We start from the raw sequence: 26,013 nt of genomic DNA, 5'->3' as shown, positions 1-26,013 counted from the left end.
GGGCAACCCGTTATCGCAGGCAAGCCAGCTCCCACAATTGATTGCATTTCGAGGTCAGGCCGGCTGCGTAGCGCCGAAAGCCCCCTGGCGCAGCAACAGCACCACCAACCCCAGCGCCCCGGCCGCCATCAACAGCGCCAGCGCATGCCCGCTGATCCACTGGCTGCCCGCCCCCGCCACCAACGGCCCGATCAGACAGCCAATACCCCACAGCTGCGCCACGTGAGCGTTGGCACGCACCAACGCATCGTCGCGGTAGCGCTCGCCAATCAAAATCAGCGACAAGGTGAACAACCCACCGGCACTGGCACCGAACAGCACCCACACCGGCCAGATCAGCAACGTGTGCATCAATAACGGCACCGCCAGGCTCGACGCCAGCAACAGCAGTGCACAGGCCAGAAACAGGGTACGTCGCGGCAGATAGTCGGCCAGCGCGCCAATGGGCAATTGCAGCAACGCATCGCCCACCACCACCGTGCTGACCATCGCCAAGGCGATCTCGGCAGTAAAACCCTGTTGCAGGCAGTACACCGGCAACAGCGTCAGGATCATCGCTTCGAACGCAGCAAACAACGCCACGGCCCAGGCAATCGCCGGCAGGCCCAGGCAAAAGCGCCACAGGTCGCCAAATGTCACGCTGAACGAATCCGCCGTCGGCGCCCCGGTACGTCCCAGCAACAGCAGCGGCGCCACCACCAAAAGGCCCGCGCCGACCCAGAAGCCGTAGTCATGGTCGGTGCCAATCAGGCCCAACAGCAACGGCCCCGACAGTTGGCTCAAGGCATAACTGCAGCCGTAGAGCGCCACCAGGCGGCCACGCCACTGCTCGACCACCAATTGGTTGATCCAGCTTTCACCCAGGATAAATACGATGGTCAGGATCACCCCGATCATCAGCCTGAGCACCAACCACACCGGGTAGCTGGGCAGGATCGCCAGCAAGCCGATGGACACCGCACCGGCCCACAGGCACAGGCGCATCAGGTTGGCAGTGCCGAGCCAGGACGCCATACGGCTGGAGACCTTGGCCCCCAGCAGCACGCCGAATGCCGGCATCGCCGCCATCACGCCAATGGCGAAACTGCCATAACCCCAGCCTTCAAGACGCAGGGATACCAACGGCATGCTGACACCCAGGGCCAGGCCAACGCTGAGTACCGACGCCAGCACGGCGAAATAAGTCGCCCAACGCATTGCCACGCTCCTGTGGATAATTCTGGTTCGCAAAACGAACTGTAGAAGCGAGCTTATGTGGGAGCCGGCTTGCCTGCGATACAGCCTCGGTGTGTCAGCCACACCTCAGTGATGCTATCGCAGGCAAGCCAGCTCCCACACAGGCTCGCTCCTACAGGGGGGATCAGCCGTGTTGCTTAGAGCTTGATCCAGGTCGCCTTCAGCTCGGTGTACTTGTCGAATGCATGCAGCGACTTGTCGCGGCCATTACCCGACTGCTTGAAACCACCGAACGGTGCAGTCATGTCGCCGCCGTCGTACTGGTTAACCCACACGCTGCCGGCGCGCAGAGCCTTGGCCGTCAGGTGTGCCTTGGAGATATCCGCCGTCCACACCGCCGCAGCCAGGCCGTATTGGGTGTCGTTGGCGATCGCGATGGCTTCTTCGGCGCTGTCGAAAGTGATCACCGACAGGACCGGGCCAAAGATCTCTTCCTGGGCGATCTTCATGGCATTGGTCACGCCGTCGAAAATCGTCGGCTCGACGTAGGTGCCGCCGGACTCTTCCAAGGTGCGCTTGCCACCCGCGACCAGCTTGGCGCCATCGGCGTGGCCAGCTTCAATGTACGAAAGCACGGTGTTCATCTGCTGCGTATCCACCAATGCACCCACAGTGGTGGCTGGGTCCAGTGGGTTGCCGGGTTTCCAGCCCTTGAGGGCCTCGATCACCAGCGGCAGGAAGGTGTCCTTGATCGAGCGCTCGACCAGCAGGCGCGAGCCGGCGGTGCAGACTTCGCCCTGGTTGAAGGCAATCGCACTGGCGGCAGATTCGGCCGCCGCTTGCAGATTCGGCGCGTCGGCAAACACGATGTTCGGGCTCTTGCCGCCAGCCTCCAGCCAGACACGCTTCATGTTCGATTCGCCGGAGCGGATCAACAGTTGCTTGGCGATCTTGGTCGAGCCCGTGAACACCAGGGTATCGACGTCCATATGCACCGCCAGAGCATTACCTACCGTGTGGCCATAGCCAGGCAGCACGTTGAACACGCCTTTTGGAATACCAGCCTCAACGGCCAACGCGGCGATGCGGATGGCGGTGAGCGGGGACTTTTCGGACGGCTTCAGGATGACAGAGTTGCCGGTGGACAGCGCCGGGCCGAGTTTCCAGCAGGCCATCATCAACGGGAAGTTCCACGGCACGATGGCGCCAACGACACCGACGGGCTCGCGGGTCACCAGGCCCAGTTGATCGTGGGGCGTGGCGGCGACTTCGTCGTAGATCTTGTCGATCGCCTCGCCGCTCCAGCTCAGGGCTTGCGCCGCGCCGGGGACGTCGATGTTCAGGGAATCGCTGATGGGTTTGCCCATGTCCAGGGTTTCGAGCAGCGCCAGCTCTTCGGCGTTAGCCTTGAGCAGCGCGGCGAAACGGATCATGACGGACTTGCGCTTGGCCGGCGCCAGGCGCGACCACACACCGGAATTGAAGGTGGCACGCGCATTTTCCACGGCGCGCTGGGCGTCGCTGGCATCACAGCTGGCGACAGTGGCCAGCAAGCGCCCATCCACGGGGCTGATGCATTCGAAGGTGTCACCGGAAACGGCGGCGGTGTATTCGCCATTGATATAGGCGCGGCCTTCGATTTTCAGAGCCTTGGCGCGTTGTTCCCAGTCGGCACGGGTCAGGGTGGTCATGCGAGTGTCCTCCTCTTATTGAATACAAGGGCCTGGGAGGTTTATCCCGGCGCCATCACGAATGCTTGCCCGGCCAGCCTGCTGTTCGGCTCAAGGCAGCTGCCACCCTAAACCAGCGGCTGGGGATGTTTCAATATATTTGACAGAACGGCGGCAAACGCCCTTGCGATGTTCATTTTAATAAACATAGACTTTGGGCTCTCCAACTGCAGGCCAGACGGGAAATGCACATGAGCATCCAGGACATCGTCGATTTCAGCCAAGCCAACACCGCCCCCGAACGCTACCGCCCTGCCGCCGAGAAAATCCTCAAGGGCGATCCCGAGCAGACACTCTACAACCACTACAACAGCCCATGCGGCCAGATGAACGCTGGCGTCTGGGAAGGTGACGTGGGCCAGTGGAAGGTCAATTACACCGAGCATGAGTACTGCGAGATCGTGCAAGGCGTGTCGGTGTTGCGCGATGCCGAGGGGAATGCCAAGACCCTGCGCGCCGGCGACCGCTTTGTGATCCCTGCCGGTTTCAGCGGTACCTGGGAAGTGCTGGAAGCGTGCCGCAAGATCTACGTGGTGTTTGAAGAGAAAGCCTGATCACCAAACCCCAGGCAAAAAAAAACCCGCATCGTGAGATACGGGCTTTTTTTCACAAGGAAGAAAATCAATTACTTGATTTTGCCTTCTTTGTAGATCACGTGCTTGCGAACGCGCGGGTCGAACATTTTCTTTTCGAGCTTGTCCGGGGTAGTACGCTTGTTCTTGTCGGTAGTGTAGAAGTGACCAGTACCGGCGCTAGAGATCATTCGAATCAATTCACGCATGATAGAGCTCCTTAGATCTTGCCAGCGGCGCGGATTTCGGCCAGCACGACAGTGATGCCACGCTTGTCGATAATACGCATGCCTTTAGCAGATACACGCAGGCGAACAAAACGTTTCTCTTCTTCAACCCAGAAGCGGTGATGCTGCAGGTTCGGCAGGAAACGACGACGGGTTTTGTTATTTGCGTGGGAAATGTTATTCCCAGTCACCGGACCCTTACCGGTAACTTGACAGACTCTCGACATGCCTCAGCCCTCTAAAACCACATGCCCAACCCGGCATGGGTTGGCCGCTTAATCTCTCAGTCATTTGGCGCCAGGCGCCGCGTTTCTTTAGGGTCTTACCGGCTACACCTACAGTGAAGGAACCGGGCCCCTAGAAAAGAGCGCTGCTTTATACCAGAAAGACCCCAGTGCAACAACAACCTGTGTACTTTTAGCAGCGTAAATCTTGGCCACAAGTGCCTGAACCGCTGCCAGGAGGGGCCGCTGTAACAGCCGACCGCTCGTCGCACAGAATGATTTACAACGCCTGCGGTCACAGGGAAGTGCACGGCGAAACACGCTGAGGCGCCATCAAAACAGCATTTTGGCCAAAAGCACAGGCAAAAATGGGCTAGTCATTTATCAATCAGACCTCTACGGTAGGCTTTTTCCAGACTGCACTCGCAGATGGGCCTTCGATCTGCACAGGAAACCGAATATGCGCCTCGCTGCCCTACCGCTATTGCTTGCCCCTCTCTTTATTGCGCCGATGGCCGTTGCGGCCACCAACTTGAGCGTATGCACCGAGGCCAGCCCCGAAGGGTTCGATGTGGTGCAGTACAACTCACTGACCACCACCAACGCCTCGGCCGACGTGCTGATGAACCGTTTGGTGGAATTCGACGCGGCCAGTGGCAAGTTGGTACCGAGCCTTGCAGATAGCTGGGAAGTGTCGCCCGATGGGCTGACGTACACCTTCAAACTGCACCCCGATGTGAAATTCCATCGCACCAGCTATTTCAGCCCAAGCCGCACCCTGACCGCCGAAGATGTACGCTTCAGCTTCGAGCGCATGCTCGACCCGGCCAACCCGTGGCACAAGATCGCCCAGAGCGGCTTTCCTCACGCCCAATCCCTGCAATTGCCGGCACTGGTGAAGAAAATCGACGCCCTTGACCCACTGACCGTGCGCTTCACCCTCGACCATGCCGATTCCACCTTCCTCCCAGCACTGAGCATGGGCTTTGCGTCGATCTATCCGGCTGAATATGCCGATAAATTGCTCAAGGCCGGCACACCCGAGAAGCTCAACAGCCAGCCAATCGGCACCGGCCCGTTTGTGTTCGTGCGTTTCCAGAAAGATGCCGTGGTGCGTTACAAGGCCAACCCGGACTACTTCGCCGGCAAACCGGCGGTGGACAACCTGATTTTCGCCATCACCCCGGACGCCAACGTACGCCTGCAGAAGCTGCACCGCGATGAATGCCAGATCGCCCTGTCACCCAAGCCTCTGGATGTGGGCGAGGCCGAAAAAGACGCGGCGCTGAAGGTGGAAAAAACCGCCGCCTTCATGACCGCGTTCGTCGCCATCAACAGCCAGCACCCACCGCTGGACAAGCCCGAAGTGCGCCAGGCGATCAACCTGGCCTTTGATAAGGGCAGCTACCTCAAGGCCGTGTTCGAAGGCACCGCCGAAGCGGCCAACGGTGTCTACCCGCCGAACACCTGGAGCTATGCCAAAGAGTTGCCAGGCTACCCGCAGGACCTCGCCAAAGCCAAGGCGTTGCTGGGCCGCGCCGGGCTCAAGGACGGTTTCAAAACCACGATATGGACCCGCCCTACCGGCAGCCTGCTGAACCCCAACCCGAACCTAGGCGCCCAACTGTTGCAGGCCGACCTGGCCAAGGTTGGCATCCAGGCCGAGATTCGCGTGATCGAATGGGGCGAGTTGATCCGCCGCGCCAAGGCCGGCGAGCACGACTTGCTGTTCATGGGCTGGGCTGGGGACAACGGCGACCCGGATAACTTCCTGACGCCGCAGTTCTCCTGCGCCGCGGTGAAGTCCGGCACCAACTTTGCCCGCTATTGCGACCCCACCCTGGATAAGTTGATCAGTGCGGGCAAAACCACCAGTGAGCAAGGTGTGCGCAGCAAGCTGTATCAGCAGGCCCAGGCGCAGATCCAGCAACAGGCGCTGTGGCTGCCACTGGCGCATCCGACGGCGTTTGCCTTGACCCGCAAGAACATCCAGGGGTACCAGGTAAGCCCGTTCGGGCGCCAGGACTATTCGAAAGTCAGCCTCAAGCCCTAAGCAGCAAGCTGCAAGCCCACTTGAAGCTTGCAGCTTGAACCTGGCCGCTGCCGCTCTAAAGCCAACCGTATTCAGCCATCGACAGCGGGTCACCATCCCCCACGATGATGTGGTCCAGCACCCGCACATCCACCACGTCCAGCGCCTTTTGCAGCAGCTTGGTCAATTTTCGATCAGCCGCGCTGGGCTCCGTGCTCCCCGACGGATGGTTATGACACAGGATCAACGCTGCCGCGTTGTACGCCAAGGCGCGCTTGACCACCTGTCGCGGATAGACAATCGCAGCGTCGATCGTGCCTTGGGACATGACCTCGAACCCTAGCACCCGATGCTTGGAGTCCAGGAACAGGCAGCCGAAGATCTCATGGGGCTCATGGCGCAGCAGTGCCTTGAGGTACTCGCGCACGGCCAGCGGGCTTTCCAGCACAGAGTCAGTCCGCAAGCGCTCGGCCAGGTGGCGCCGGGACATCTCAAGCACCGCCTGCAACTGGGCAAACTTCGCCGGCCCCAGCCCCAGATGCTGGCTGAACAACGTCTGGCTGGCCTCCAGTAACGGGCGCAGGCCACCGAATTGCGCCAACAGATGGCGCGCCAGATCCACCGCACTTCGGCCGGCCACCCCCGTACGCAGGAAGATCGCCAACAGCTCGGCATCGGACAGGCTCGCCGCGCCGCCTTCCAATAACTTCTCCCGTGGACGCTCTGCCACGGGCCAATCACGAATACTCATCCCACCTCCCTGTATCTGCTCCGCTGTTGCCCGGCGGGCGCTGTGTTATCGTAGGGCCCTCTTTTTTGCCTGCGATTTCACCTGGGGAGGGGTCATCGCAGGTGTCATTGAACTGGCATCACTGAACTGGAAAGGCAAACCAATGCAGCGTCTGTATCGGAAACGCATCGTTCTCGGCGTCGGCGGCGGCATTGCCGCCTACAAGAGCGCAGAGTTGGTTCGCAGGCTCCTGGACCAGGGCGCCGAAGTGCGCGTGGTCATGACCCGTGGTGGCAGTGAGTTCATCACCCCGCTGACCATGCAAGCGTTGTCCGGCCACCCGGTTCACCTCGACCTGCTGGACCCGGCCGCAGAAGCCGCCATGGGCCATATCGAACTGGCCAAATGGGCCGACCTGGTGCTGATAGCCCCGGCCACTGCCGACCTGATCGCCCGCCTGGCCCAGGGCATTGCCGATGACCTGCTCACCACCCTGGTATTGGCCACCGACGCCACCGTCGCTATCGCACCGGCCATGAACCAGGCCATGTGGCGCGATCCGGCCACCCAGGCCAATACCCAACTCCTGCAAACCCGCGGCCTCAAGGTGTTCGGCCCGGCTTCCGGCAGCCAGGCCTGCGGCGACGTCGGCCTGGGCCGCATGCTCGAAGCAACGGACCTCGCGCAGTGCGCCGCCGAGTGCTTCCAGCATCTGGCCCTGACCGGCAAGCACGTGCTGATCACCGCCGGCCCGACCCAGGAAAACATCGACCCGGTGCGCTACATCACCAACCATAGCTCAGGAAAAATGGGCTTCGCGTTGGCAGAAGCTGCGGTCGAGGCAGGCGCACGGGTCACACTGATCACCGGCCCGGTACATTTGCCGACCCCTGATCGCGTTACGCGTATCGACGTAGTCAGCGCCCGGGACATGTTGGCGGCCTGCGAAGCCGCCATTCCCTGCGACCTGTTTATCGCCTCGGCAGCGGTTGCGGATTACCGACCCGAGGTCGTGGCCCCGCAGAAGCTCAAGAAAGACCCTACGAGCGGCGACGGCCTGCTCCTGCAAATGGTGCGTAACCCGGACATCCTGGCCACCATCGCTACCCGTGCGGACCGTCCGTTCAGCGTCGGCTTCGCAGCCGAGACCGAGCACCTGCTGGACTACGCCGCACGCAAACTGAAAGACAAAAACCTCGACCTGATCGTTGCCAATGATGTCGCCAACCCGAGCATCGGCTTCAACAGCGAGGAAAATGCGTGCAGCGTGATCGACCGTGAACTGCACGCCACCCTTTTCGCCCAGACCAGCAAGGGCAAGATTGCCCGCCAACTGATCTCTTTTATCGCCCAACGGCTGAACCAGGTTTAATGTCCATGCACGCTTTGCAAGCCAAGATTCTCGACCCACGCCTCGGCAACGAATTCCCTCTGCCGGCCTACGCCACACCGGGCTCCGCCGGCCTGGACCTGCGCGCCATGCTCAAGCAAGACACCGTCCTTGAGCCGGGCCAGACCATCCTGATCCCCACTGGCCTGTCGATCTATGTCGGCGATCCTGGCCTGGCGGCGCTGATCCTGCCGCGCTCCGGCCTGGGTCACAAACATGGCATCGTGCTCGGCAACCTGGTCGGCCTGATCGACTCCGACTACCAGGGCGAGTTGATGGTGTCGTGCTGGAACCGTGGCCAGACTGCTTTCAACATCGCCGTCGGCGAGCGCATTGCCCAGTTGGTATTGGTGCCGGTGGTGCAGGCGCATTTCGAATTGGTACAGGAATTCGACGAAACCCAACGTGGTGCAGGCGGTTTTGGGCATTCCGGCAGTCACTGACTAAGCTGAACGTGGCCGGGCGCAATCGTCCGGCCACGCACCGCCGCCCGGCCTTTCAGGATAAAGAATGCGCGGAAATGATCATCGAGATTTCTATAATGAAATCAAAGGATTACGTAAAAATAATGCCGAGACCGAAGCGCCGATGGCATTTTTACACCACGAACTCTCTGCCGAAAACGCCGTCATACCCTTCAGTTTGAGCCTGCCGGCCAGCCACATCAGGCCCGCCTTGCCCCCTTTCAGATGGAGTTTCCCCCGCGATGAGTACCGCAGCCCGCGTAGCCCCGACCTTTCCCGACAGCATTTTTCGCGCCTATGACATCCGTGGTGTGGTCCCCAAGACCCTGACCGCCGAAACCGCCTACTGGATCGGCCGCGCCATCGGCTCCCAGAGCCTCGCCCAAGGCGAACCCAACGTCTCGGTAGGCCGTGACGGCCGCTTGTCCGGCCCGGAATTGGTCGAGCAACTGATCCAGGGCCTGGCTGACAGCGGCTGCCATGTCAGCGACGTCGGCCTGGTGCCAACCCCCGCGCTGTACTACGCCGCCAACGTACTGGCGGGCAAGTCCGGGGTCATGCTCACGGGCAGCCACAACCCATCGGATTACAACGGCTTCAAGATCGTCATCGCTGGCGACACCCTGGCCAATGAACAGATCCAGGCCCTGCACACCCGCCTGAAGACAAACGACCTAACCAGCGGCACCGGCAGCATCACCAAGGTCGATATCCTCCAGCGCTACTCCGATGAAATCACCCGTGACGTCAAGCTCGCCCGCCGCTTGAAAGTCGTGGTGGATTGCGGCAACGGCGCAGCGGGTGTGATTGCCCCGCAATTGCTTGAAGCCCTGAACTGCGAAGTGATCCCACTGTTCTGCGAAGTGGACGGCAACTTCCCCAACCATCACCCGGACCCAGGCAAGCCGGAAAACCTGGTAGACCTGATTGCCAAGGTCAAGGAAGTGGGCGCCGACGTCGGCTTGGCCTTCGATGGCGACGGCGACCGTGTGGGCGTGGTGACCGAAACCGGCGAGATCGTGTTCCCGGACCGCCTGTTGATGCTGTTTGCTCGAGACGTGGTTGCACGCAATGCCAACGCCGAGATCATCTTCGATGTGAAATGCACTCGTCGCCTAACGCCATTGATCAAGGAATACGGTGGTCGCCCGCTAATGTGGAAGACCGGTCACTCGTTGATCAAAAAGAAAATGAAGGAAACCGGCGCGCTGTTGGCCGGTGAAATGAGCGGTCACGTGTTCTTCAAAGAACGTTGGTTCGGGTTTGACGATGGTATCTACAGTGCCGCTCGCCTGCTGGAGATCCTCAGCAAGGAGAAATCCACGGCCGAAGAGCTGTTTCAGACCTTCCCGAATGATATTTCTACACCAGAGATCAATATCCATGTGACCGAGGAGAGCAAATTCAGCATCATTGACGCATTGCACGATGCGCAATGGGGTGAAGGCGCCAACCTGACCACCATTGATGGTGTGCGAGTCGATTACGCCAAAGGCTGGGGCCTGGTTCGCGCGTCCAACACCACACCGGTGCTGGTCCTGCGTTTCGAGGCGGATACCGAGGCTGAGTTGCAGCGCATCAAGGACGTGTTCCACGCCCAGTTGAAACGTGTTGCCCCTGATCTCCAATTACCGTTCTGATTTTTGCCCGGAGCCCTGAATGACCCTCGAACGCGAAGCCGCTGCCAACACCGCCAAGGTCCTGTCCGAAGCGTTGCCTTACATTCGACGCTACGTCGGCAAGACGCTGGTGATCAAGTACGGCGGCAATGCCATGGAAAGCGATGAGCTGAAAACCGGCTTTGCCCGCGACATCGTGCTGATGAAGGCTGTGGGGATCAACCCCGTGGTCGTCCACGGCGGCGGCCCGCAAATTGGCGACCTGCTCAAGCGTTTGTCGATCGAGAGTCACTTCATCGATGGCATGCGTGTCACTGACGCGCAAACCATGGACGTGGTGGAAATGGTCCTCGGCGGCCAGGTCAACAAAGACATCGTCAACTTGATCAACCGCCACGGCGGCAGCGCCATCGGCCTGACCGGCAAGGATGCCGAGCTGATCCGTGCGAAAAAGCTCACCGTTACCCGTAAGACACCCGAAATGACCCAGCCGGAAATCATCGATATCGGCCAGGTGGGCGAAGTCATCGGCATCAACACCGATTTGCTCAATCTGCTGGTCAAGGGCGACTTCATCCCGGTAATTGCGCCGATCGGCGTGGGTGCTAATGGCGAGTCTTATAACATCAACGCCGATCTGGTAGCCGGTAAGGTGGCGGAAGCACTGAAGGCTGAAAAGCTGATGCTGCTGACCAACATCGCCGGCTTGATGGACAAGGAAGGCAAGGTACTGACCGGCTTGACTACCCAGCAGGTAGACGACCTGATCGCCGACGGCACCATCTACGGCGGCATGTTGCCGAAGATCCGTTGCGCACTGGAAGCGGTGCAGGGCGGCGTCGGCAGCTCGCTGATCCTGGATGGCCGCGTGCCAAATGCAATCCTGTTGGAAATCTTCACCGATACCGGTGTGGGCACGCTGATCAGTAACCGCAAGCGTCCTTGATCGCTGCAAAGCAAAAGGCCCCGCTCAATTGAATTGAGCGGGGCCTTTTGTTTGTAAACAGTTCACATGTGGGAGCTGGCTTGCCTGCGATGACGGCAGTACATGCAAAAATGCACCGCCTGACACACCGCTATCGCGGGCAAGCCCGCTCCCACAGGATTCAGTGTCAGACGCCGAACTGCTCGCGGTATGCACGCACAGCCGGCAAATGTTGCTTGAGCTGCGGGTCGTCTTCCAGGAACTGCAACACCTGGTTCAACGACACGATGCTCACCACCGGAATGCCGAAGTCACGCTCCACTTCCTGGATCGCCGACAACTCACCGTTGCCGCGCTCCTGGCGGTTCAAGGCGATCAGCACACCGGCAGCCTTGGCGCCGTCCTGGGAAGCGATGATCTGCATCACTTCACGGATAGCAGTACCCGCGGTGATCACGTCATCGATGATCAGCACATCGCCGGCCAATGGCGCGCCGACCAGGCTGCCACCTTCACCATGGGCCTTGGCTTCCTTACGGTTGAAACACCACGGCAAGTCCTGCCCGTGATGCTCCGCCAGGGCTACCGCCGTCGCCGCTGCCAGGGGAATACCCTTGTAGGCCGGGCCAAAGAGTACGTCGAAGGAAATACCGCTCTCAACGATGGCTGCCGCATAGAAACGGCCCAGCTGAGCCAGGGCCGAACCTGAGTTGAACAGGCCCGCATTGAAGAAGTACGGGCTGGTGCGCCCGGACTTGAGGGTGAACTCACCGAAGCGTAAAACGCCGCGATCGATGGCAAAACGAATGAAATCGCGCTGATACGCCTGCATGAAAAAAGCCTCAGATACCACGGATTTAGCTAATTGGGTGGACGGCGTGTATCATACACGCACGCGATTTTTGGGGCCATTTATGCGGATCATCAGTGTGAACGTTAATGGTATTCAGGCTGCAGTCGAGCGTGGTTTGCTCAGTTGGCTGCAAGCACAGAATGCCGACGTCATCTGCCTGCAGGACACCCGTGCCTCCGCCTTTGAACTGGACGACCCAGCCTTCCAACTGGATGGCTACTTCCTTTATGCCTGCGATGCCGAAGTGCCCACCCAAGGTGGCGTGGCTTTGTACTCGCGGTTGCAACCCAAGGCGGTCATCAGCGGCCTCGGCTTCGAGACAGCCGACCGCTACGGGCGTTACCTGCAAGCCGATTTCGACAAGGTCAGCATCGCGACCTTGCTGCTTCCTTCCGGGCAGAACGGCGATGAAGACTTGAACCAGAAATTCAAGCTAATGGACGATTTCGCCCGTTACCTGGATAAACAGCGACGCAAACGTCGCGAGTACATTTATTGTGGCTCGCTGTACGTGGCGCAACAGAAGCTGGATATCAAGAACTGGCGCGACAGCCAACAATCCCCGGGCTTCCTGGCGCCAGAACGCGCCTGGATGGACGAGATTGTCGGCAACATGGGCTATGTCGATGCCCTGCGCGAAGTCAGCCGCGAAGGCGACCAGTACAGCTGGTGGCCAGATAACGAACAGGCTGAGATGCTCAACCTGGGCTGGCGTTTCGACTACCAGCTGCTGACCCCAGGTCTGCGCCGGTTCGTACGCAGTGCACGCCTGCCGCGCCAGCCGCGCTTCTCGCAGCACGCGCCGCTGATCGTGGACTACGACTGGACATTGACCATCTGAGGTCGTTTTCCAGGCACAAAAAAACCGACAGTGATGTCGGTTTTTTTGTGGCCGCTCGGTTACTTGACCAGGCGCCAGGTCCACGGATAGCGATAGGCAATGCCTTTGTTGGCCTTGATACCGGCGATGATCGTCAGTATCAATGCACCAATCACCAGTATGGTCATCAGCAAGAAGCCAACGACCACGAAGCCCAGCAACAGGCACACCAGCCAGGCGATCGCCACGGTGATCTGGAAATTCAGCGCCTCCTTGCCCTGGTCATCGATGAGCGGGTCCATGTCCTTCTTGAACTGCCACAGGATCAACGGCCCCAGCAAGCTGCCGAAGGGGAATACCAACCCCAGAAATGCCGCAAAATGACACAACATTGCCCACTGGCGTACTTCCTTGGACGGTGCCGGAACCGGCAACTGGCTGTCATTCATGGCGTTTCTCCTTGGGGCCGGCTCAGTCAGCCAGCGCGGCGTTCTGCAATTCAAAGATTTCGGTCATGCCTTTCTGGGCCAAGGCCAGCATGGCGTTCAGCTCAGCCGGCTGGAATGGCGCGCCTTCGGCAGTGCCCTGCACTTCGATGAACCCACCGGTGCTGGTCATGACCACGTTGAGGTCGGTCTCGGCGGCCGAGTCTTCCAGGTAGTCCAGGTCCAGCACAGGCTCGCCCTGGTACATGCCAACCGACACAGCGGCGATCATCTGCTTGAGCGGGTCACCCGCTTTCAGGCCGCCACGCTTCTTGATGACTTTCAAAGCGTCGACCAGGGCCACCATGGCGCCGGTGATGGACGCCGTGCGGGTACCGCCGTCAGCCTGGATCACGTCGCAGTCGACGTAGAGGGTGACGTCACCCAGCTTGGACATATCCAGGGCGGCACGCAGGGAGCGGCCGATCAGGCGCTGGATTTCCAGGGTACGCCCGCTTTGCTTGCCACGGCTGGCTTCACGCTGGTTACGCTCGCCAGTGGCGCGCGGCAGCATGCCGTATTCAGCGGTCAACCAACCCTGGCCCTGGCCCTTGAGGAAGCGCGGCACGCCGTTTTCGACGCTGACAGTGCAGATGACCTTGGTATCGCCAAACTCGACCAGTACGGATCCCTCGGCGTGTTTGGTGTAGTTGCGGGTGATGCGGATCGAGCGGAGCTGATCGGCAGCGCGACCACTTGGACGTTTCATAGGGGATACCTGTACTGAGGACGAAAAACTGCCGAGCATTATAGAGCCGCAAGCCGGTTCGAGGCACTTCTAAAAAATTCGGTTACGAATGGTCAGGCGCTCGGCCATTGTTTTGGCGCACCCGCCCCACTGCGCTACACTCCTGCGCCTTCGCAGCCTGTCGGCTTCAATTTACCCATCAGCCCGTATTTGCGGGACTGCATCGCGAGGTACCTCCATGGTGCACAGCATGACCGCCTTCGCCCGTGTCGAAAAAGCCGGGGTTCAAGGCACCCTCAGCTGGGAACTGCGCTCGGTCAACAGCCGTTACCTGGAGCCGCACCTGCGCCTGCCAGAGTCATTCCGCGACCTTGAAGGCGCGGTTCGTGAAGCGCTGCGCCAGGGCATTTCCCGTGGCAAGCTGGAATGCACTCTGCGCTTTACCGAAGAAACCACCGGCAAGCCGCTGCAGGTCGACCGCGACCGCGCCGCCCAACTGGTGGCCGCGGCCGAAACCATCGCCGGCCTGATCAAACAGCCAGCCGCATTGAACCCTCTGGAAGTATTGGCCTGGCCCGGCGTGCTGGTGGCCGACGCGGCAGACCCACAGGCCTTGAATGCCGAAGCCCTCGCCCTGCTCAACCAGGGCCTGAAGGAACTCAAGGCCGGCCGTGAACGCGAAGGCGCCGAACTGGCGCGCCTGATCAACGAGCGGCTGACATCGATCGAAGCCGACGTAGTGACCCTGCGCGAATTGGTACCGCAGATGCTCGCCACCCAGCGCCAGAAGGTCCTCGACCGCTTCACCGACATGAAGGCCGACCTCGATCCGACGCGCCTGGAACAGGAAATGGTCCTGCTCGCGCAGAAGAGCGACGTGGCCGAAGAACTCGACCGCCTGAGCACCCACATCCTTGAAGTGCGCCGCGTACTCAAGTCCGGCGGTGCCGCCGGTCGGCGCCTGGACTTCCTGATGCAGGAACTCAACCGCGAAGCCAATACACTGGGCTCCAAGGCGTTCGACCCGCGCAGCACCACGGCGGCGGTCAACCTCAAAGTGTTGATCGAGCAAATGCGCGAACAAGTACAGAATATTGAGTAAGGCACCCTCCATGACCCACAGCACCGGCACCCTTTACATCATTTCCGCCCCTTCGGGCGCGGGCAAGAGCAGCTTGGTCAAGGCCTTGACCGACGCTGACGAGCAGATCCGCATTTCGGTCTCGCACACCACCCGCGCCATGCGCCCGGGCGAAGTGGACGGCGTGCACTATCACTTTGTCGAGCGTACCGAATTCGTCAAGATGATCGAACACGGGGATTTCCTGGAGCGCGCCGAAGTGTTCGGCAACCTCTACGGCACCTCGCAGAGCCACCTGCAACAGACCCTGGACGAAGGCCACGACCTGATTCTGGAGATCGACTGGCAGGGCGCCGAACAAGTGCGCCAGCTGATGCCCAAGGCGCGCTCCATCTTCATCCTGCCGCCCTCACTCCAAGCCCTGCACCAACGCCTGACCAACCGCGGCCAGGACAGCGATGAAATTATCGAGGGCCGCATGCGTGAAGCCGTCAGCGAAATGAGCCACTACGTCGACTACGACTACCTGATCATCAATGACGACTTTACCCACGCCCTGGATGATTTGAAGGCGATTTTCCGCGCCAACCAACTGCAGCAAAAGCGCCAACAGCAGCGTTTCGGCAAATTACTCGCCGAATTGCTCGGCTGATTGACTCTTCCCAAAACAGCTGCAAGGGCCTTACATTGGCACTTGTAGCGGTTTTGCGAAGGCCTGCGAAAAATCAGCGCTTCCCTAAACGCTGGTGATTTTTTAAACTGCTCAGTCCGCTCGCCCAACCGGGCAGCGCGCATCTTGCATTCGCTCCGAGGAATACCATGGCCCGCGTAACCGTTGAAGACTGCCTAGAACACGTGGATAACCGCTTTGAGCTGGTCATGCTCTCTACCAAGCGTGCCCGTCAACTGGCCACTGGCGGCAAAGAGCCTCTGGTCCAGTGGGAAAACGACAAGCCTACCGTTGTAGCCCTGCGTGAAATCGCTGAAGGCCTGATGAGCTACGAGTTCATCGCCAACGCCGAAATCGTTGAAGACGAACCGCTGTTTGCAGCGTTCGAAGGCGAGTCCAACGAGGACGTCTAAGCCTATGCCTGGTCGACGTAGCACGGCGCGGGGTCACAGCCATCGGCAGGAGTTCACACTTTGCCGAGCATAGACGCCCTCGCCGATCGCTTATCGGCCTACCTCGGCGCAGACCAGGTCAACCTGGTTCGCCGAGCGTATTTCTACGCCGAACAAGCCCACGACGGCCAACGCCGGCGTAGCGGCGAGGCGTATGTCACCCATCCTCTTGCGGTGGCCAATATTCTTGCTGACATGCACATGGACCATCAGAGCCTGATGGCCGCGATGCTGCATGACGTGATCGAAGACACCGGCATTGCCAAGGAAGCGCTCAGTGCGCAATTTGGCGAAACCGTGGCCGAACTGGTCGACGGGGTCAGCAAGCTGACCCAGATGAACTTCGAGACCAAGGCCGAAGCCCAGGCGGAAAACTTCCAGAAGATGGCCATGGCCATGGCCCGAGACATTCGGGTGATCCTGGTCAAGCTGGCCGATCGGCTGCACAACATGCGCACGCTGGAAGTGCTGTCCGGCGAAAAGCGCCGGCGCATCGCCAAGGAAACCCTGGAAATCTATGCGCCCATCGCCAACCGGCTGGGCATGCACGCCATTCGTATCGAATTCGAAGACCTGGGTTTTAAAGCCATGCACCCCATGCGTTCGGCGCGCATCTACCAGGCGGTCAAGCGCGCACGGGGCAACCGCAAGGAAATCGTCAACAAGATCGAAGAGTCCCTGAGCCATTGCCTGGCGATCGACGAGATCGAGGGCGAGGTCAGCGGTCGGCAGAAGCACATCTACGGCATCTATAAAAAGATGCGCGGCAAGCGTCGGGCCTTCAACGAGATCATGGACGTCTATGCGTTCCGGATCATCGTCGACAAAGTCGATACCTGCTACCGCGTACTGGGCGCTGTACATAATTTGTACAAGCCCCTGCCGGGCCGCTTCAAGGACTACATCGCAATTCCCAAGGCCAACGGCTACCAGTCGCTGCATACCACCCTGTTTGGCATGCACGGCGTGCCGATCGAGATCCAGATCCGCACCCGCGAAATGGAAGAGATGGCCAACAACGGCATCGCCGCCCACTGGCTGTACAAGTCCAGCGGCGACGAGCAGCCCAAAGGCACCCATGCTCGCGCGCGCCAATGGGTCAAGGGCGTGCTGGAAATGCAGCAACGTGCCGGCAACTCCCTGGAATTTATCGAAAGCGTGAAGATCGACCTGTTCCCGGACGAGGTCTACGTATTCACGCCCAAAGGCCGGATCATGGAGCTGCCCAAAGGCTCCACGGCGGTCGACTTTGCCTACGCGGTGCACACCGATGTCGGTAACAGCTGCATCGCCTGTCGCATCAACCGGCGCCTGGCCCCGCTGTCCGAACCGCTGCAAAGCGGTTCAACGGTAGAGATCGTCAGCGCACCGGGCGCTCGCCCGAACCCGGCCTGGCTCAACTTTGTGGTCACCGGCAAGGCGCGTACGCATATTCGCCACGCACTGAAATTGCAGCGCCGCTCCGAGTCCATCAGCCTGGGCGAACGCCTGCTGAACAAGGTGCTCAACGGCTTCGACAGCGCCCTGGACAAGATCCCGCAAGAGCGCGTGCAAGCGATGCTCCACGAGTACCGCCAGGAAACCATCGAAGACCTGTTGGAAGATATCGGCCTGGGCAACCGCATGGCCTACGTGGTTGCGCGCCGCCTGCTGGGCGAAGGCGAACAGTTGCCGAGCCCCGAAGGCCCACTGGCGATTCGCGGCACCGAGGGCCTGGTGCTCAGCTACGCCAAATGTTGCACGCCGATCCCGGGCGACCCGATTGTTGGCCACTTGTCCGCAGGCAAAGGCATGGTGGTGCACCTGGACAACTGCCGCAACATCACCGAAATCCGCCACAACCCGGAAAAATGCATCCAGCTCTCGTGGGCCAAAGATGTCACCGGCGAATTCAACGTCGAACTGCGGGTTGAGCTGGAACACCAGCGCGGCCTCATCGCCCTGCTGGCCAGCAGTGTCAACGCAGCCGACGGCAATATCGAGAAAATCAGCATGGACGAACGCGATGGTCGCATCAGCGTGGTCCAACTGGTGGTCAGCGTGCACGACCGCGTGCACCTGGCCCGCGTGATCAAAAAGTTGCGCGCCTTGACCGGTGTGATCCGCATCACCCGCATGCGTGCATAACCGATCCATTACAAGGAGTCATTCATGACCAAGACAGTTATCACCAGCGATAAAGCTCCAGCCGCCATCGGCACTTATTCCCAGGCGATCAAGGCGGGCAACACCGTCTACATGTCCGGCCAGATCCCGTTGGACCCAAAGACCATGGAACTGGTTGAAGGCTTCGAAGCCCAGACCGTGCAGGTCTTTGAAAACCTCAAGTCCGTGGCTGAAGCTGCCGGTGGTTCGTTCAAGGACATCGTCAAGCTGAACATCTTCCTCACCGACCTCAGCCACTTTGCCAAGGTCAACGAGATCATGGGCAAGTACTTCGAACAACCTTACCCAGCCCGCGCCGCCATCGGCGTCGCCGCCCTGCCAAAGGGCGCACAGGTTGAGATGGACGCCATTCTGGTCATCGAGTAAAACACCCGGCGCAGCCCAAACAGGCTGCGCCGACTTCGTTTCAGAAGGATTTCGTAATGCGCAAAGCGCTTGTAGCCTCCTCGTTGCTCGCCCTGTTGCTCGGCGGCTGTGCCAGCAACCCCGCCGACCTGGATGTAAGCGGTACCTGGATCAACCAGGCCGCCATCGACGCGGCAGCCAAGGGCGGCCCTTTGCGTGAAGCCCTGCAGTCCTATGGCCCCAACCTCGAGTGGGAGGTCAACACCAAGGCTTTGCAGGCGCGCTACTACAACGGTTTTGAAGTGGCGGAAGGCAAGTTGTCGGGTGAAAAACCCGGCGCGTGGAGCGTGGACTTCTATGGCAGCTCAGCCACCGAACTCAAGCGCAAAGGCAGGCAACTGCTGCAAGTGGCCAACGACAATGAGCCCGAACAGCTGTTTGCTCGCGCCAAAGAACCCGCACCGGAAGGCGCGCCACTGGGCGCCACCTTCGAGCGCGCGCTGTATGCGGCCTATATGGGCGGCGACTGGAAGATCAGCGACGGCACCGGCAGCGGTGCCACGGTGCAGTTCCAGGCAGACGGCAAGGTCGCCGGCCTGCCGGGGGTTGATCGCTATTCACTCTGCCTGGCAGGCGATTGCGCCTCCATGAGCGGCGGCTACGACAGCATCTGGCTGCAACTGGACGGCCAGGGCAACCCATGGATCTTCACGCGCAAGGGTAAACAACTGGAGATCTTCCAGGCGATCAATACCGCGCAGGCCGATGAAGTACCTTCGTTTACGCCAGGCCCTCGCCAATGGTTGCTTGAGAAGTAATAAAAGCCTCGCCCAAATCCAAATGTGGGAGCTGGCTTGCCTGCGATGACGGTATTACATCCAACAAAGATGTGATTGATATACCGCTATCACAGGCAAGCCAGCTCCCACATTTTTTGCCGCGCTTCAGCCTTTCAGAATCGCCGCATAGCCTTCCCGGTAAGTCGGGTATGTCGGCGTCCAGCCAAGCGCCTTGATACGTGCATTACTGCACTGCTTGCTCCCCGCACGCCGCACACTGGCGTCCTCGGCCCATTCGGCCACACCCAGGTACTCGCGCAACCAGGCCACCACCTCGGCCAGGGGTGCCGGTGCATCGTCAACGCCGATATAGACCTTGTCCAGCGAACCGCCCTTTTCCACATGTCGCAGCAAGAAGGCGAGCAGGCCCGCGGCGTCATCGGCGTGGATACGGTTGCCATACAACGGCGGGTCAACCGCTACGCGATAGCCTTGGCGAACTTGAGTGAGCAGCCATTCCCGACCCGGGCCGTAAATCCCGGTCAGTCGCACGATAGTCGCTGGAATACCGCTGTTGAGCGCCACCTGTTCAGCTTCCAGCATCACCTGCCCGGAATAGCCCTTCGCTTGCGTCTCGGACGTTTCGTCGACCCACTCGCCGTTTTGCTGCCCATACACACTGCTGCTGGAGACAAACAGCAAATGCTTGGGCGTCTGGCCGTAGTCTTCCAACCACTCCAACACATGCTGCAACCCTTGCACGTAGGCGGCGCGATAGCCGGCCTCGTCGTGGTCGGTGGCAGCGGCGCAGTACACCAGATAATCCACCCCGCCGATCGGCCAGGTGTCCGGGCAGTCCTTGTTGAACAGATCGCCGGCAATCCCGATCACGCCGTCGGGCAAGCGTGAAATATCGCGGCGCAGGCCGTGGACCTCCCATTCCGAGGCCAGCAATTGGCTAGCCAGCCGACTACCCACATCACCGCAACCGGCAATCACAACAGAAGGCGCAGACATCATAAAACTCCATTCTCAAAGGCGCAGATTAGCCGCGCGAGTGGATCAACGGCCAGTAAAAAGCGAAATAAAGTAACAGTGCCACTTTAGTTAACAAGAATTACTTGCAATAATAACCGCCCATTTGTCCTCGACCCTAAATGGTCTGGAAGGACGATCACCCATTTTTTCTCTCAGGTCCGGCCAGCATGACACGTCTTACAACCCCCGCTTCGCCAACCAAGCTTCACAGCCCCTCCCGCGCCTGGCGTGCGATTGCTGCGATGCTGTTCAGCGTACTGCTGGCACCGACCGCCGCATTCGCTGACGCCACTGCCCCAGCCGCTCCGGCAGCTGCCGAGCAAAATGCCGCTACTGCGGCAACGCCTGCCGTCGCGCCAGTGGCCACCGACCCGGCCCAGGCCGCCGGCGCCGCCGCACCTGCCGACGAAACCGGCGTGGTGCTGGAAGAAGACAACACCCTGGGCATGGCCCACGACTTGTCGCCATGGGGCATGTACCAGAATGCTGACGTGGTGGTGAAAGCCGTAATGATCGGCCTGGCCATTGCCTCGATCATCACCTGGACCATCTGGATTGCCAAAGGCTTCGAGCTGTTGGGCGCCAAGCGTCGTCTGCGCGCTGAAATCGTCCATCTGAAAAAAGCCACCACCCTCAAGGAAGCGAGCGAAACCGCGACCAAGAAGGGCACCCTGGCCAACCTGCTGGTGCACGACGCACTGGAAGAAATGCGCCTGTCGGCCAACACCCGTGAAAAAGAAGGCATCAAGGAGCGCGTCAGCTTCCGCCTTGAGCGCCTGGTAGCCGCCTGTGGCCGTAACATGAGCAGCGGCACCGGCGTACTCGCTACCATCGGTTCCACCGCACCCTTCGTCGGCCTGTTCGGTACCGTGTGGGGCATCATGAACAGCTTCATCGGCATCGCCAAAACCCAGACCACCAACCTCGCCGTCGTTGCCCCCGGCATCGCCGAAGCCCTGCTGGCTACCGCCCTGGGCCTGGTTGCCGCAATTCCTGCGGTGGTCATCTACAACGTCTTCGCCCGTTCGATTGCCGGCTACAAGGCCCAGGTGTCGGATGCGTCGGCAGAAGTCCTGTTGCTCGTCAGCCGTGACCTCGATCACCTGCCTACCGAGCGCAGCTCGCAACCGCACATGGTGAAAGTGGGGTAATCGGCCATGGGCCTGCATTTGAATCAAGGCGACGACGAACTCGTCGAGAACCACGAAATCAACGTCACGCCGTTTATCGACGTGATGCTGGTGCTGCTGATCATCTTCATGGTGGCGGCACCGCTGGCGACCGTGGACATCAAGGTGGACCTGCCCGCGTCCAGCGCCAAGCCGGCGCCGCGGCCGGAGAAGCCGATTTTCCTCAGCGTCAAGGCGGACCAACGCCTGTTCCTGGGCGAAGAAGAAGTCAAAGCCGAAACCCTGGGCCCGGTGCTGGATGCCAAGACCCAAGGCAAGAAAGACACGACGATCTTCTTCCAGGCCGACAAAGGCGTGGACTATGGCGACCTGATGAGCGTGATGGATGCCCTGCGGGCAGCCGGCTACCTCAAGGTAGGCCTGGTCGGACTTGAGACGGCAGCCAAGAAATGATCACGACGCGCCACAAACTGACGCGTTATGGCACCAGCCTCGCCGTCGTGCTGGGCGTGCATGCCGTCGCGATCATCATCGCGCTCCAATGGTCCGCGCCGCAGGCGATCCAGCTGCCACCCGCCGCCATGGTCATCGACCTGGCGCCGCTGCCAGCACCGCCGCCGCCTCCAGCACCGCCCAAGGTCGTTGCGCCGCCGCCACCACCGGTCGAAGAGCTGCCCCTGCCGAAGCTGGCCGAGGCGCCCAAGCCAACGATCCAGGTGCCCAAGCCGGTCAAGCCCAAACCCAAGCCACAACCGCCAAAGCCGGTGGAGAAGAAGCCCGAGCCACCCAAGGAGAAACCTTCCGAGGAGCCGCCGAGCGAAACGCCGCCGAGCAACGCACCTGCGCAGAAGTCCGCCCAGCCTACGCCAGGCCCGTCGGCACAGCAGCTGGCCGCCCAGGCATCCTGGCAAAGCACGTTGTTGGCGCATCTGCAGAAGTACAAGAAGTACCCGCCCGGCGCCCAACGCAGTGGCAAGGAAGGTATGAACCGCTTGCGCTTCGTGGTCGATGGCGAAGGTAATGTGCTGTCCTACGAACTGGAAGGCCGCTCCGGCAACGCCGACCTAGACCGTGCGACCCTGGAGATGATCCGCAAGGCTCAACCGCTACCCAAGCCACCCGCCGATCTGCTGAAAAACGGCAGCGTCGAACTGGTCGCGCCGTTCGTTTACAACATCGACAAGCGTCGCCGCTGACAGAGCACTGTGGGAGGGACTAGTGCCCTCCCACATTCGCTTTATTACTTCAGTAAAATTCCGACACTCCCCACTCAATCCCCAGCAAAGTTCTGATAACGTGCGTCTATCGATTGCAGCCGGTATGCTTGGCCCGCAACCTCATGGACGCCCGCTATGACTCTTACAGAATTACGCTACATCGTGACCCTCGCCCAAGAACAGCACTTCGGCCATGCAGCCGAGCGTTGCCACGTCAGCCAGCCGACGCTGTCGGTGGGTGTGAAAAAGCTTGAAGACGAACTCGGTGTGCTGATTTTCGAGCGCAGCAAGAGCGCCGTGCGCCTCACCCCGGTGGGCGAAGGCATCGTTGCCCAGGCCCAGAAGGTCCTGGAACAGGCGCAAAGCATTCGCGAACTGGCCCAGGCCGGCAAGAACCAGCTGACCGCGCCGCTCAAGGTCGGCGCGATCTACACGGTCGGCCCCTACCTGTTCCCGCACCTGATCCCGCAACTGCATCGCGTCGCACCGCAGATGCCGCTGTATATCGAAGAAAACTTCACCCACGTGCTGCGCGATAAACTGCGCAACGGCGAGCTGGACGCGATCATCATCGCCCTGCCCTTCAACGAAGCGGACGTGCTGACCCTGCCGCTCTACGACGAGCCGTTCTACGTGCTGATGCCAGCCTCCCACCCGTGGACCAAGAAGGACACCATCGACGCCGGCCTGCTCAATGACAAGAGCCTGCTGCTGCTCGGTGAAGGCCACTGCTTCCGCGACCAGGTGCTGGAAGCCTGCCCGACCCTGACCAAGGGCAACGACGGCGCCAAGCACACCACGGTGGAATCCAGCTCCCTGGAAACCATTCGCCATATGGTCGCTTCCGGCCTGGGTATCTCGATCCTGCCGCTGTCTGCGGTAGACAGCCATCACTACGCCCAGGGCGTGATCGAAGTGCGCCCACTCACGCCGCCGGTGCCGTTCCGTACCGTAGCGATTGCCTGGCGCGCCAGCTTCCCGCGCCCCAAAGCGATTGAGATCCTCGCGGACTCGATCCGCCTGTGTTCGGTGGCCAAGCCGCCCGTTGCGAGCTAAGCCGCGGTATGACTGAGCTGTCGCAGGTGTCGGTGACGGCACTCAAGGGTGTCGGTGAGGCCATGGCCGAGAAGCTGGCCAAAGTCGGCCTGGAGAACCTTCAGGACGTGCTGTTCCACCTGCCCCTGCGCTACCAGGACCGCACCCGCGTGGTGCCCATCGGCCATTTGCGCCCTGGGCAAGACGCGGTGATCGAAGGCACCGTCAGTGGCGCCGACGTGGTGATGGGCAAGCGCCGCAGCCTGGTGGTGCGCCTGCAGGACGGCACTGGCGGCTTGAGCCTGCGCTTCTACCACTTCAGCAACGCGCAGAAGGAAGGCCTCAAGCGTGGCACCCGCGTGCGCTGCTACGGCGAGGCACGCCCTGGCGCATCGGGCCTGGAAATCTACCACCCGGAATACCGCGCCATTACCGGCGATGAGCCGCCACCGGTGGACACCACGCTCACGCCGATCTACCCGCTGACCGAGGGCCTGACCCAGCAACGCCTGCGCCAGTTGTGCATGCAAACCCTGACGATGCTCGGCCCGCAAAGCCTGCCCGATTGGCTGCCCCTGGAGTTGGCCCGCGATTATCAGCTGGCGCCCCTGGCCGATGCGATTCGGTATTTGCATCACCCACCCGCCGATGCCGATGTGGACGAACTCGCCCTCGGTCATCATTGGGCCCAACATCGCCTGGCCTTTGAAGAACTGCTCACGCACCAGCTGTCCCAGCAACGCCTGCGCGAAAGCATGCGTTCCCTGCGCGCCCCGGCGATGCCCAGGGCCACGCGGCTGCCCGCACAATACCTGGCCAACCTCGGCTTTGCGCCCACCGGCGCGCAACAGCGCGTGGGCAATGAGATCGCCTACGACCTCAGCCAGCAAGAACCGATGCTGCGGTTGATCCAGGGTGACGTAGGGGCAGGCAAAACCGTGGTCGCTGCCCTGGCCGCCCTGCAAGCCCTGGAAGCTGGCTATCAAGTGGCGCTGATGGCACCGACGGAAATCCTCGCCGAACAACACTTCATCACCTTCAAGCGCTGGCTCGAACCGCTGGGCCTGGAGGTGGCGTGGCTGGCTGGCAAGCTCAAAGGCAAGAACCGCGTGGCCGCCCTGGAGCAGATCGCCGCCGGCGCACCGATGGTGGTGGGCACCCATGCGCTGTTCCAGGACGAAGTGCAGTTCAAGAACCTTGCGCTAGTGATCATCGACGAACAGCACCGATTTGGCGTGCAACAGCGCCTGGCCCTGCGCCAGAAAGGCGTGGGCGGGCGCATGAACCCGCACCAGTTGATCATGACCGCCACGCCGATCCCACGCACCCTGGCCATGAGCGCCTACGCCGACCTCGACACCTCGATCCTCGACGAACTGCCGCCGGGGCGTACCCCGGTCAACACCGTGCTGGTCACCGACACCCGGCGCGTCGAAGTGATCGAGCGCGTGCGCGGTGCCTGCGCCGAAGGCCGCCAGGCGTACTGGGTGTGCACCCTGATCGAAGAGTCCGAAGAACTGACCTGCCAGGCCGCCGAAACCACTTATGAAGACCTCACCAGTGCCTTGGGTGAGCTCAAGGTGGGGTTGATCCATGGCCGTATGAAACCGGCGGAAAAAGCCGCGGTAATGGCCGAGTTCAAGGCCGGCAACCTGCAATTGCTGGTGGCTACCACCGTGATTGAAGTGGGCGTGGACGTCCCCAACGCCAGCCTGATGATCATCGAAAACCCCGAGCGCCTGGGCCTGGCGCAACTGCACCAGTTGCGCGGGCGGGTTGGCCGGGGCAGTGCAGCCAGCCACTGCGTGCTGCTCTATCATCCGCCGCTGTCGCAGATCGGTCGACAGCGCCTGGGCATCATGCGCGAAACCAACGACGGTTTTGTCATTGCCGAAAAAGACCTCGAACTGCGCGGCCCCGGTGAAATGCTCGGCACCCGCCAGACCGGCCTGCTGCAATTCAAGGTCGCCGACCTGATGCGCGATGCCGACCTGCTGCCCGCCGTGCGCGATGCTGCGCAAGCATTGCTCGAACGTTGGCCCGATCACGTCAGCCCCTTGCTCAACCGCTGGCTGCGCCACGGCCAGCAATACGGCCAAGTGTGACGCCTGACGCACTTATCCGACCAACACCCGTATCAAGCTGGTTATACTCCAATGAATGTA

The 26,013-nt window shown here is 60.9% G+C and carries 26 protein-coding genes and 1 pseudogene; 18 read left to right on the top strand and 9 right to left on the bottom strand.

Annotation, left to right across the window (positions count from 1 at the left end; translation table 11 throughout):
• Nucleotides 1-54: 54 nt before the first annotated feature.
• Nucleotides 55-1,197 (bottom strand): MFS transporter, encoded by a 1,143-nt coding sequence (locus GIV35_RS02825; RefSeq protein ID WP_116668549.1) that lies wholly within the window; start codon nucleotides 1,195-1,197, stop codon nucleotides 55-57.
• A 176-nt stretch (nucleotides 1,198-1,373) separates the two neighbouring features.
• Entirely contained in the window at nucleotides 1,374-2,867 is a 1,494-nt protein-coding gene (locus GIV35_RS02820) for an aldehyde dehydrogenase (RefSeq protein ID WP_003195472.1), read from the bottom strand.
• A gap of 230 nt (nucleotides 2,868-3,097) precedes the next feature.
• Between GIV35_RS02820 and GIV35_RS02815 the strand changes: the two genes are divergently transcribed.
• On the top strand, nucleotides 3,098-3,460 hold the full coding sequence (locus GIV35_RS02815) for a cupin domain-containing protein (RefSeq protein ID WP_202692635.1): 363 nt from the start codon (nucleotides 3,098-3,100) through the stop codon (nucleotides 3,458-3,460).
• A gap of 71 nt (nucleotides 3,461-3,531) precedes the next feature.
• Here GIV35_RS02815 and rpmG read toward each other — a convergent pair whose 3' ends face one another.
• Together rpmG and rpmB are read right to left on the bottom strand one after the other, a co-directional pair.
• Nucleotides 3,532-3,687, bottom strand: coding sequence for a 50S ribosomal protein L33 (rpmG, locus tag GIV35_RS02810; RefSeq protein WP_003176906.1), 156 nt, complete (start codon nucleotides 3,685-3,687; stop codon nucleotides 3,532-3,534).
• 11 nt (nucleotides 3,688-3,698) lie between these two features.
• Nucleotides 3,699-3,932 carry a 50S ribosomal protein L28 gene (rpmB, locus tag GIV35_RS02805; RefSeq protein ID WP_003176907.1) on the bottom strand — a complete coding sequence of 78 codons (234 nt, stop codon included), beginning with the start codon at nucleotides 3,930-3,932 and terminating at the stop codon, nucleotides 3,699-3,701.
• Between the two features lie 457 nt (nucleotides 3,933-4,389).
• Here rpmB and GIV35_RS02800 point away from each other — a divergent pair, with 457 nt between their 5' ends.
• The gene (locus GIV35_RS02800; RefSeq protein WP_089041524.1) at nucleotides 4,390-5,982 is read left to right on the top strand and encodes an ABC transporter substrate-binding protein; all 1,593 of its coding nucleotides are present in this window, start codon (nucleotides 4,390-4,392) and stop codon (nucleotides 5,980-5,982) included.
• A gap of 55 nt (nucleotides 5,983-6,037) precedes the next feature.
• Here the strand turns inward: GIV35_RS02800 and radC are convergent, their stop codons facing one another.
• Nucleotides 6,038-6,712: a RadC family protein gene (gene radC, locus GIV35_RS02795; RefSeq protein WP_236264196.1), complete on the bottom strand. Its 675-nt coding sequence runs from the start codon at nucleotides 6,710-6,712 to the stop codon at nucleotides 6,038-6,040.
• A gap of 142 nt (nucleotides 6,713-6,854) precedes the next feature.
• Between radC and coaBC the strand changes: the two genes are divergently transcribed.
• The 4 genes and pseudogenes from coaBC (at nucleotide 6,855) to argB (ending at nucleotide 11,110) form a co-directional block, all read left to right on the top strand.
• Entirely contained in the window at nucleotides 6,855-8,063 is a 1,209-nt protein-coding gene (gene coaBC / locus GIV35_RS02790) for a bifunctional phosphopantothenoylcysteine decarboxylase/phosphopantothenate--cysteine ligase CoaBC (protein ID WP_054919730.1), read from the top strand.
• A gap of 5 nt (nucleotides 8,064-8,068) precedes the next feature.
• Entirely contained in the window at nucleotides 8,069-8,524 is a 456-nt protein-coding gene (gene dut / locus GIV35_RS02785) for a dUTP diphosphatase (protein WP_197880309.1), read from the top strand.
• Nucleotides 8,525-8,778: 254 nt separating this feature from the next.
• Nucleotides 8,779-10,185 (top strand): annotated as a pseudogene (locus tag GIV35_RS02780) (phosphomannomutase/phosphoglucomutase); the annotation flags it as partial.
• A 19-nt stretch (nucleotides 10,186-10,204) separates the two neighbouring features.
• The gene (gene argB, locus GIV35_RS02775; protein WP_003213275.1) at nucleotides 10,205-11,110 is read left to right on the top strand and encodes an acetylglutamate kinase; all 906 of its coding nucleotides are present in this window, start codon (nucleotides 10,205-10,207) and stop codon (nucleotides 11,108-11,110) included.
• Between the two features lie 166 nt (nucleotides 11,111-11,276).
• Here argB and pyrE read toward each other — a convergent pair whose 3' ends face one another.
• On the bottom strand, nucleotides 11,277-11,921 hold the full coding sequence (pyrE, locus tag GIV35_RS02770; RefSeq protein WP_105228962.1) for an orotate phosphoribosyltransferase: 645 nt from the start codon (nucleotides 11,919-11,921) through the stop codon (nucleotides 11,277-11,279).
• Nucleotides 11,922-12,003: 82 nt separating this feature from the next.
• Here pyrE and GIV35_RS02765 point away from each other — a divergent pair, with 82 nt between their 5' ends.
• The gene (locus GIV35_RS02765) at nucleotides 12,004-12,783 is read left to right on the top strand and encodes an exodeoxyribonuclease III (RefSeq protein WP_003195493.1); all 780 of its coding nucleotides are present in this window, start codon (nucleotides 12,004-12,006) and stop codon (nucleotides 12,781-12,783) included.
• Nucleotides 12,784-12,842: 59 nt separating this feature from the next.
• Here GIV35_RS02765 and GIV35_RS02760 read toward each other — a convergent pair whose 3' ends face one another.
• Together GIV35_RS02760 and rph are read right to left on the bottom strand one after the other, a co-directional pair.
• The gene (locus tag GIV35_RS02760; RefSeq protein WP_236264194.1) at nucleotides 12,843-13,211 is read right to left on the bottom strand and encodes a DUF4870 domain-containing protein; all 369 of its coding nucleotides are present in this window, start codon (nucleotides 13,209-13,211) and stop codon (nucleotides 12,843-12,845) included.
• Nucleotides 13,212-13,233: 22 nt separating this feature from the next.
• The gene (gene rph / locus GIV35_RS02755; protein WP_236264193.1) at nucleotides 13,234-13,956 is read right to left on the bottom strand and encodes a ribonuclease PH; all 723 of its coding nucleotides are present in this window, start codon (nucleotides 13,954-13,956) and stop codon (nucleotides 13,234-13,236) included.
• Nucleotides 13,957-14,173: 217 nt separating this feature from the next.
• Between rph and GIV35_RS02750 the strand changes: the two genes are divergently transcribed.
• The 6 genes from GIV35_RS02750 to GIV35_RS02725 all read left to right on the top strand — a co-directional run bounded on the left by GIV35_RS02750 (nucleotide 14,174) and on the right by GIV35_RS02725 (nucleotide 19,467).
• Nucleotides 14,174-15,037, top strand: a complete 864-nt coding sequence (locus GIV35_RS02750) for a YicC/YloC family endoribonuclease (RefSeq protein WP_236264191.1) — start codon at nucleotides 14,174-14,176, stop codon at nucleotides 15,035-15,037.
• Nucleotides 15,038-15,047: 10 nt separating this feature from the next.
• Nucleotides 15,048-15,668, top strand: coding sequence for a guanylate kinase (gmk, locus tag GIV35_RS02745; RefSeq protein ID WP_019818119.1), 621 nt, complete (start codon nucleotides 15,048-15,050; stop codon nucleotides 15,666-15,668).
• Nucleotides 15,669-15,835: 167 nt separating this feature from the next.
• Nucleotides 15,836-16,099 (top strand): DNA-directed RNA polymerase subunit omega, encoded by a 264-nt coding sequence (gene rpoZ / locus GIV35_RS02740; RefSeq protein ID WP_003195508.1) that lies wholly within the window; start codon nucleotides 15,836-15,838, stop codon nucleotides 16,097-16,099.
• Between the two features lie 60 nt (nucleotides 16,100-16,159).
• Complete coding sequence (spoT, locus tag GIV35_RS02735; protein WP_003195510.1) at nucleotides 16,160-18,265, top strand: bifunctional GTP diphosphokinase/guanosine-3',5'-bis pyrophosphate 3'-pyrophosphohydrolase; 2,106 nt, start codon at nucleotides 16,160-16,162, stop codon at nucleotides 18,263-18,265.
• 24 nt (nucleotides 18,266-18,289) lie between these two features.
• Nucleotides 18,290-18,670, top strand: coding sequence for a RidA family protein (locus GIV35_RS02730; protein WP_003176922.1), 381 nt, complete (start codon nucleotides 18,290-18,292; stop codon nucleotides 18,668-18,670).
• 56 nt (nucleotides 18,671-18,726) lie between these two features.
• Nucleotides 18,727-19,467 carry a hypothetical protein gene (locus tag GIV35_RS02725; RefSeq protein WP_105228965.1) on the top strand — a complete coding sequence of 247 codons (741 nt, stop codon included), beginning with the start codon at nucleotides 18,727-18,729 and terminating at the stop codon, nucleotides 19,465-19,467.
• Between the two features lie 126 nt (nucleotides 19,468-19,593).
• On the opposite strand, the gene GIV35_RS02720 is transcribed toward GIV35_RS02725, so the two are convergent.
• Nucleotides 19,594-20,445: an SDR family oxidoreductase gene (locus tag GIV35_RS02720; protein ID WP_236264190.1), complete on the bottom strand. Its 852-nt coding sequence runs from the start codon at nucleotides 20,443-20,445 to the stop codon at nucleotides 19,594-19,596.
• Between the two features lie 188 nt (nucleotides 20,446-20,633).
• On the opposite strand from GIV35_RS02720, the gene exbB reads away from it, so the two are divergent.
• From exbB to recG, 5 genes are all read left to right on the top strand, one after another.
• Nucleotides 20,634-21,617, top strand: a complete 984-nt coding sequence (gene exbB / locus GIV35_RS02715) for a tonB-system energizer ExbB (protein WP_105228966.1) — start codon at nucleotides 20,634-20,636, stop codon at nucleotides 21,615-21,617.
• 6 nt (nucleotides 21,618-21,623) lie between these two features.
• Entirely contained in the window at nucleotides 21,624-22,049 is a 426-nt protein-coding gene (gene exbD, locus GIV35_RS02710; protein ID WP_003195519.1) for a TonB system transport protein ExbD, read from the top strand.
• Nucleotides 22,046-22,792 carry an energy transducer TonB family protein gene (locus GIV35_RS02705; protein ID WP_003195521.1) on the top strand — a complete coding sequence of 249 codons (747 nt, stop codon included), beginning with the start codon at nucleotides 22,046-22,048 and terminating at the stop codon, nucleotides 22,790-22,792. Before exbD ends, GIV35_RS02705 begins: the two co-directional genes overlap by 4 nt.
• Before the next feature lie 156 nt (nucleotides 22,793-22,948).
• A complete protein-coding gene (locus GIV35_RS02700) occupies nucleotides 22,949-23,869 on the top strand; it encodes a hydrogen peroxide-inducible genes activator (protein ID WP_003195523.1) in 921 nt (306 codons plus the stop codon).
• 8 nt (nucleotides 23,870-23,877) lie between these two features.
• Entirely contained in the window at nucleotides 23,878-25,953 is a 2,076-nt protein-coding gene (gene recG, locus GIV35_RS02695) for an ATP-dependent DNA helicase RecG (RefSeq protein WP_034129255.1), read from the top strand.
• Nucleotides 25,954-26,013 lie beyond the last annotated feature (60 nt).

It is taken from the genome of Pseudomonas sp. PA-1-6B, assembly GCF_021609545.1.
In the GTDB taxonomy this organism is placed as follows: Bacteria; Pseudomonadota; Gammaproteobacteria; order Pseudomonadales; family Pseudomonadaceae; genus Aquipseudomonas; species Aquipseudomonas fluorescens_BV.
Note: the sequence above shows the minus strand (reverse complement) of the source record. Positions and strands in the feature narration are given on the sequence as shown.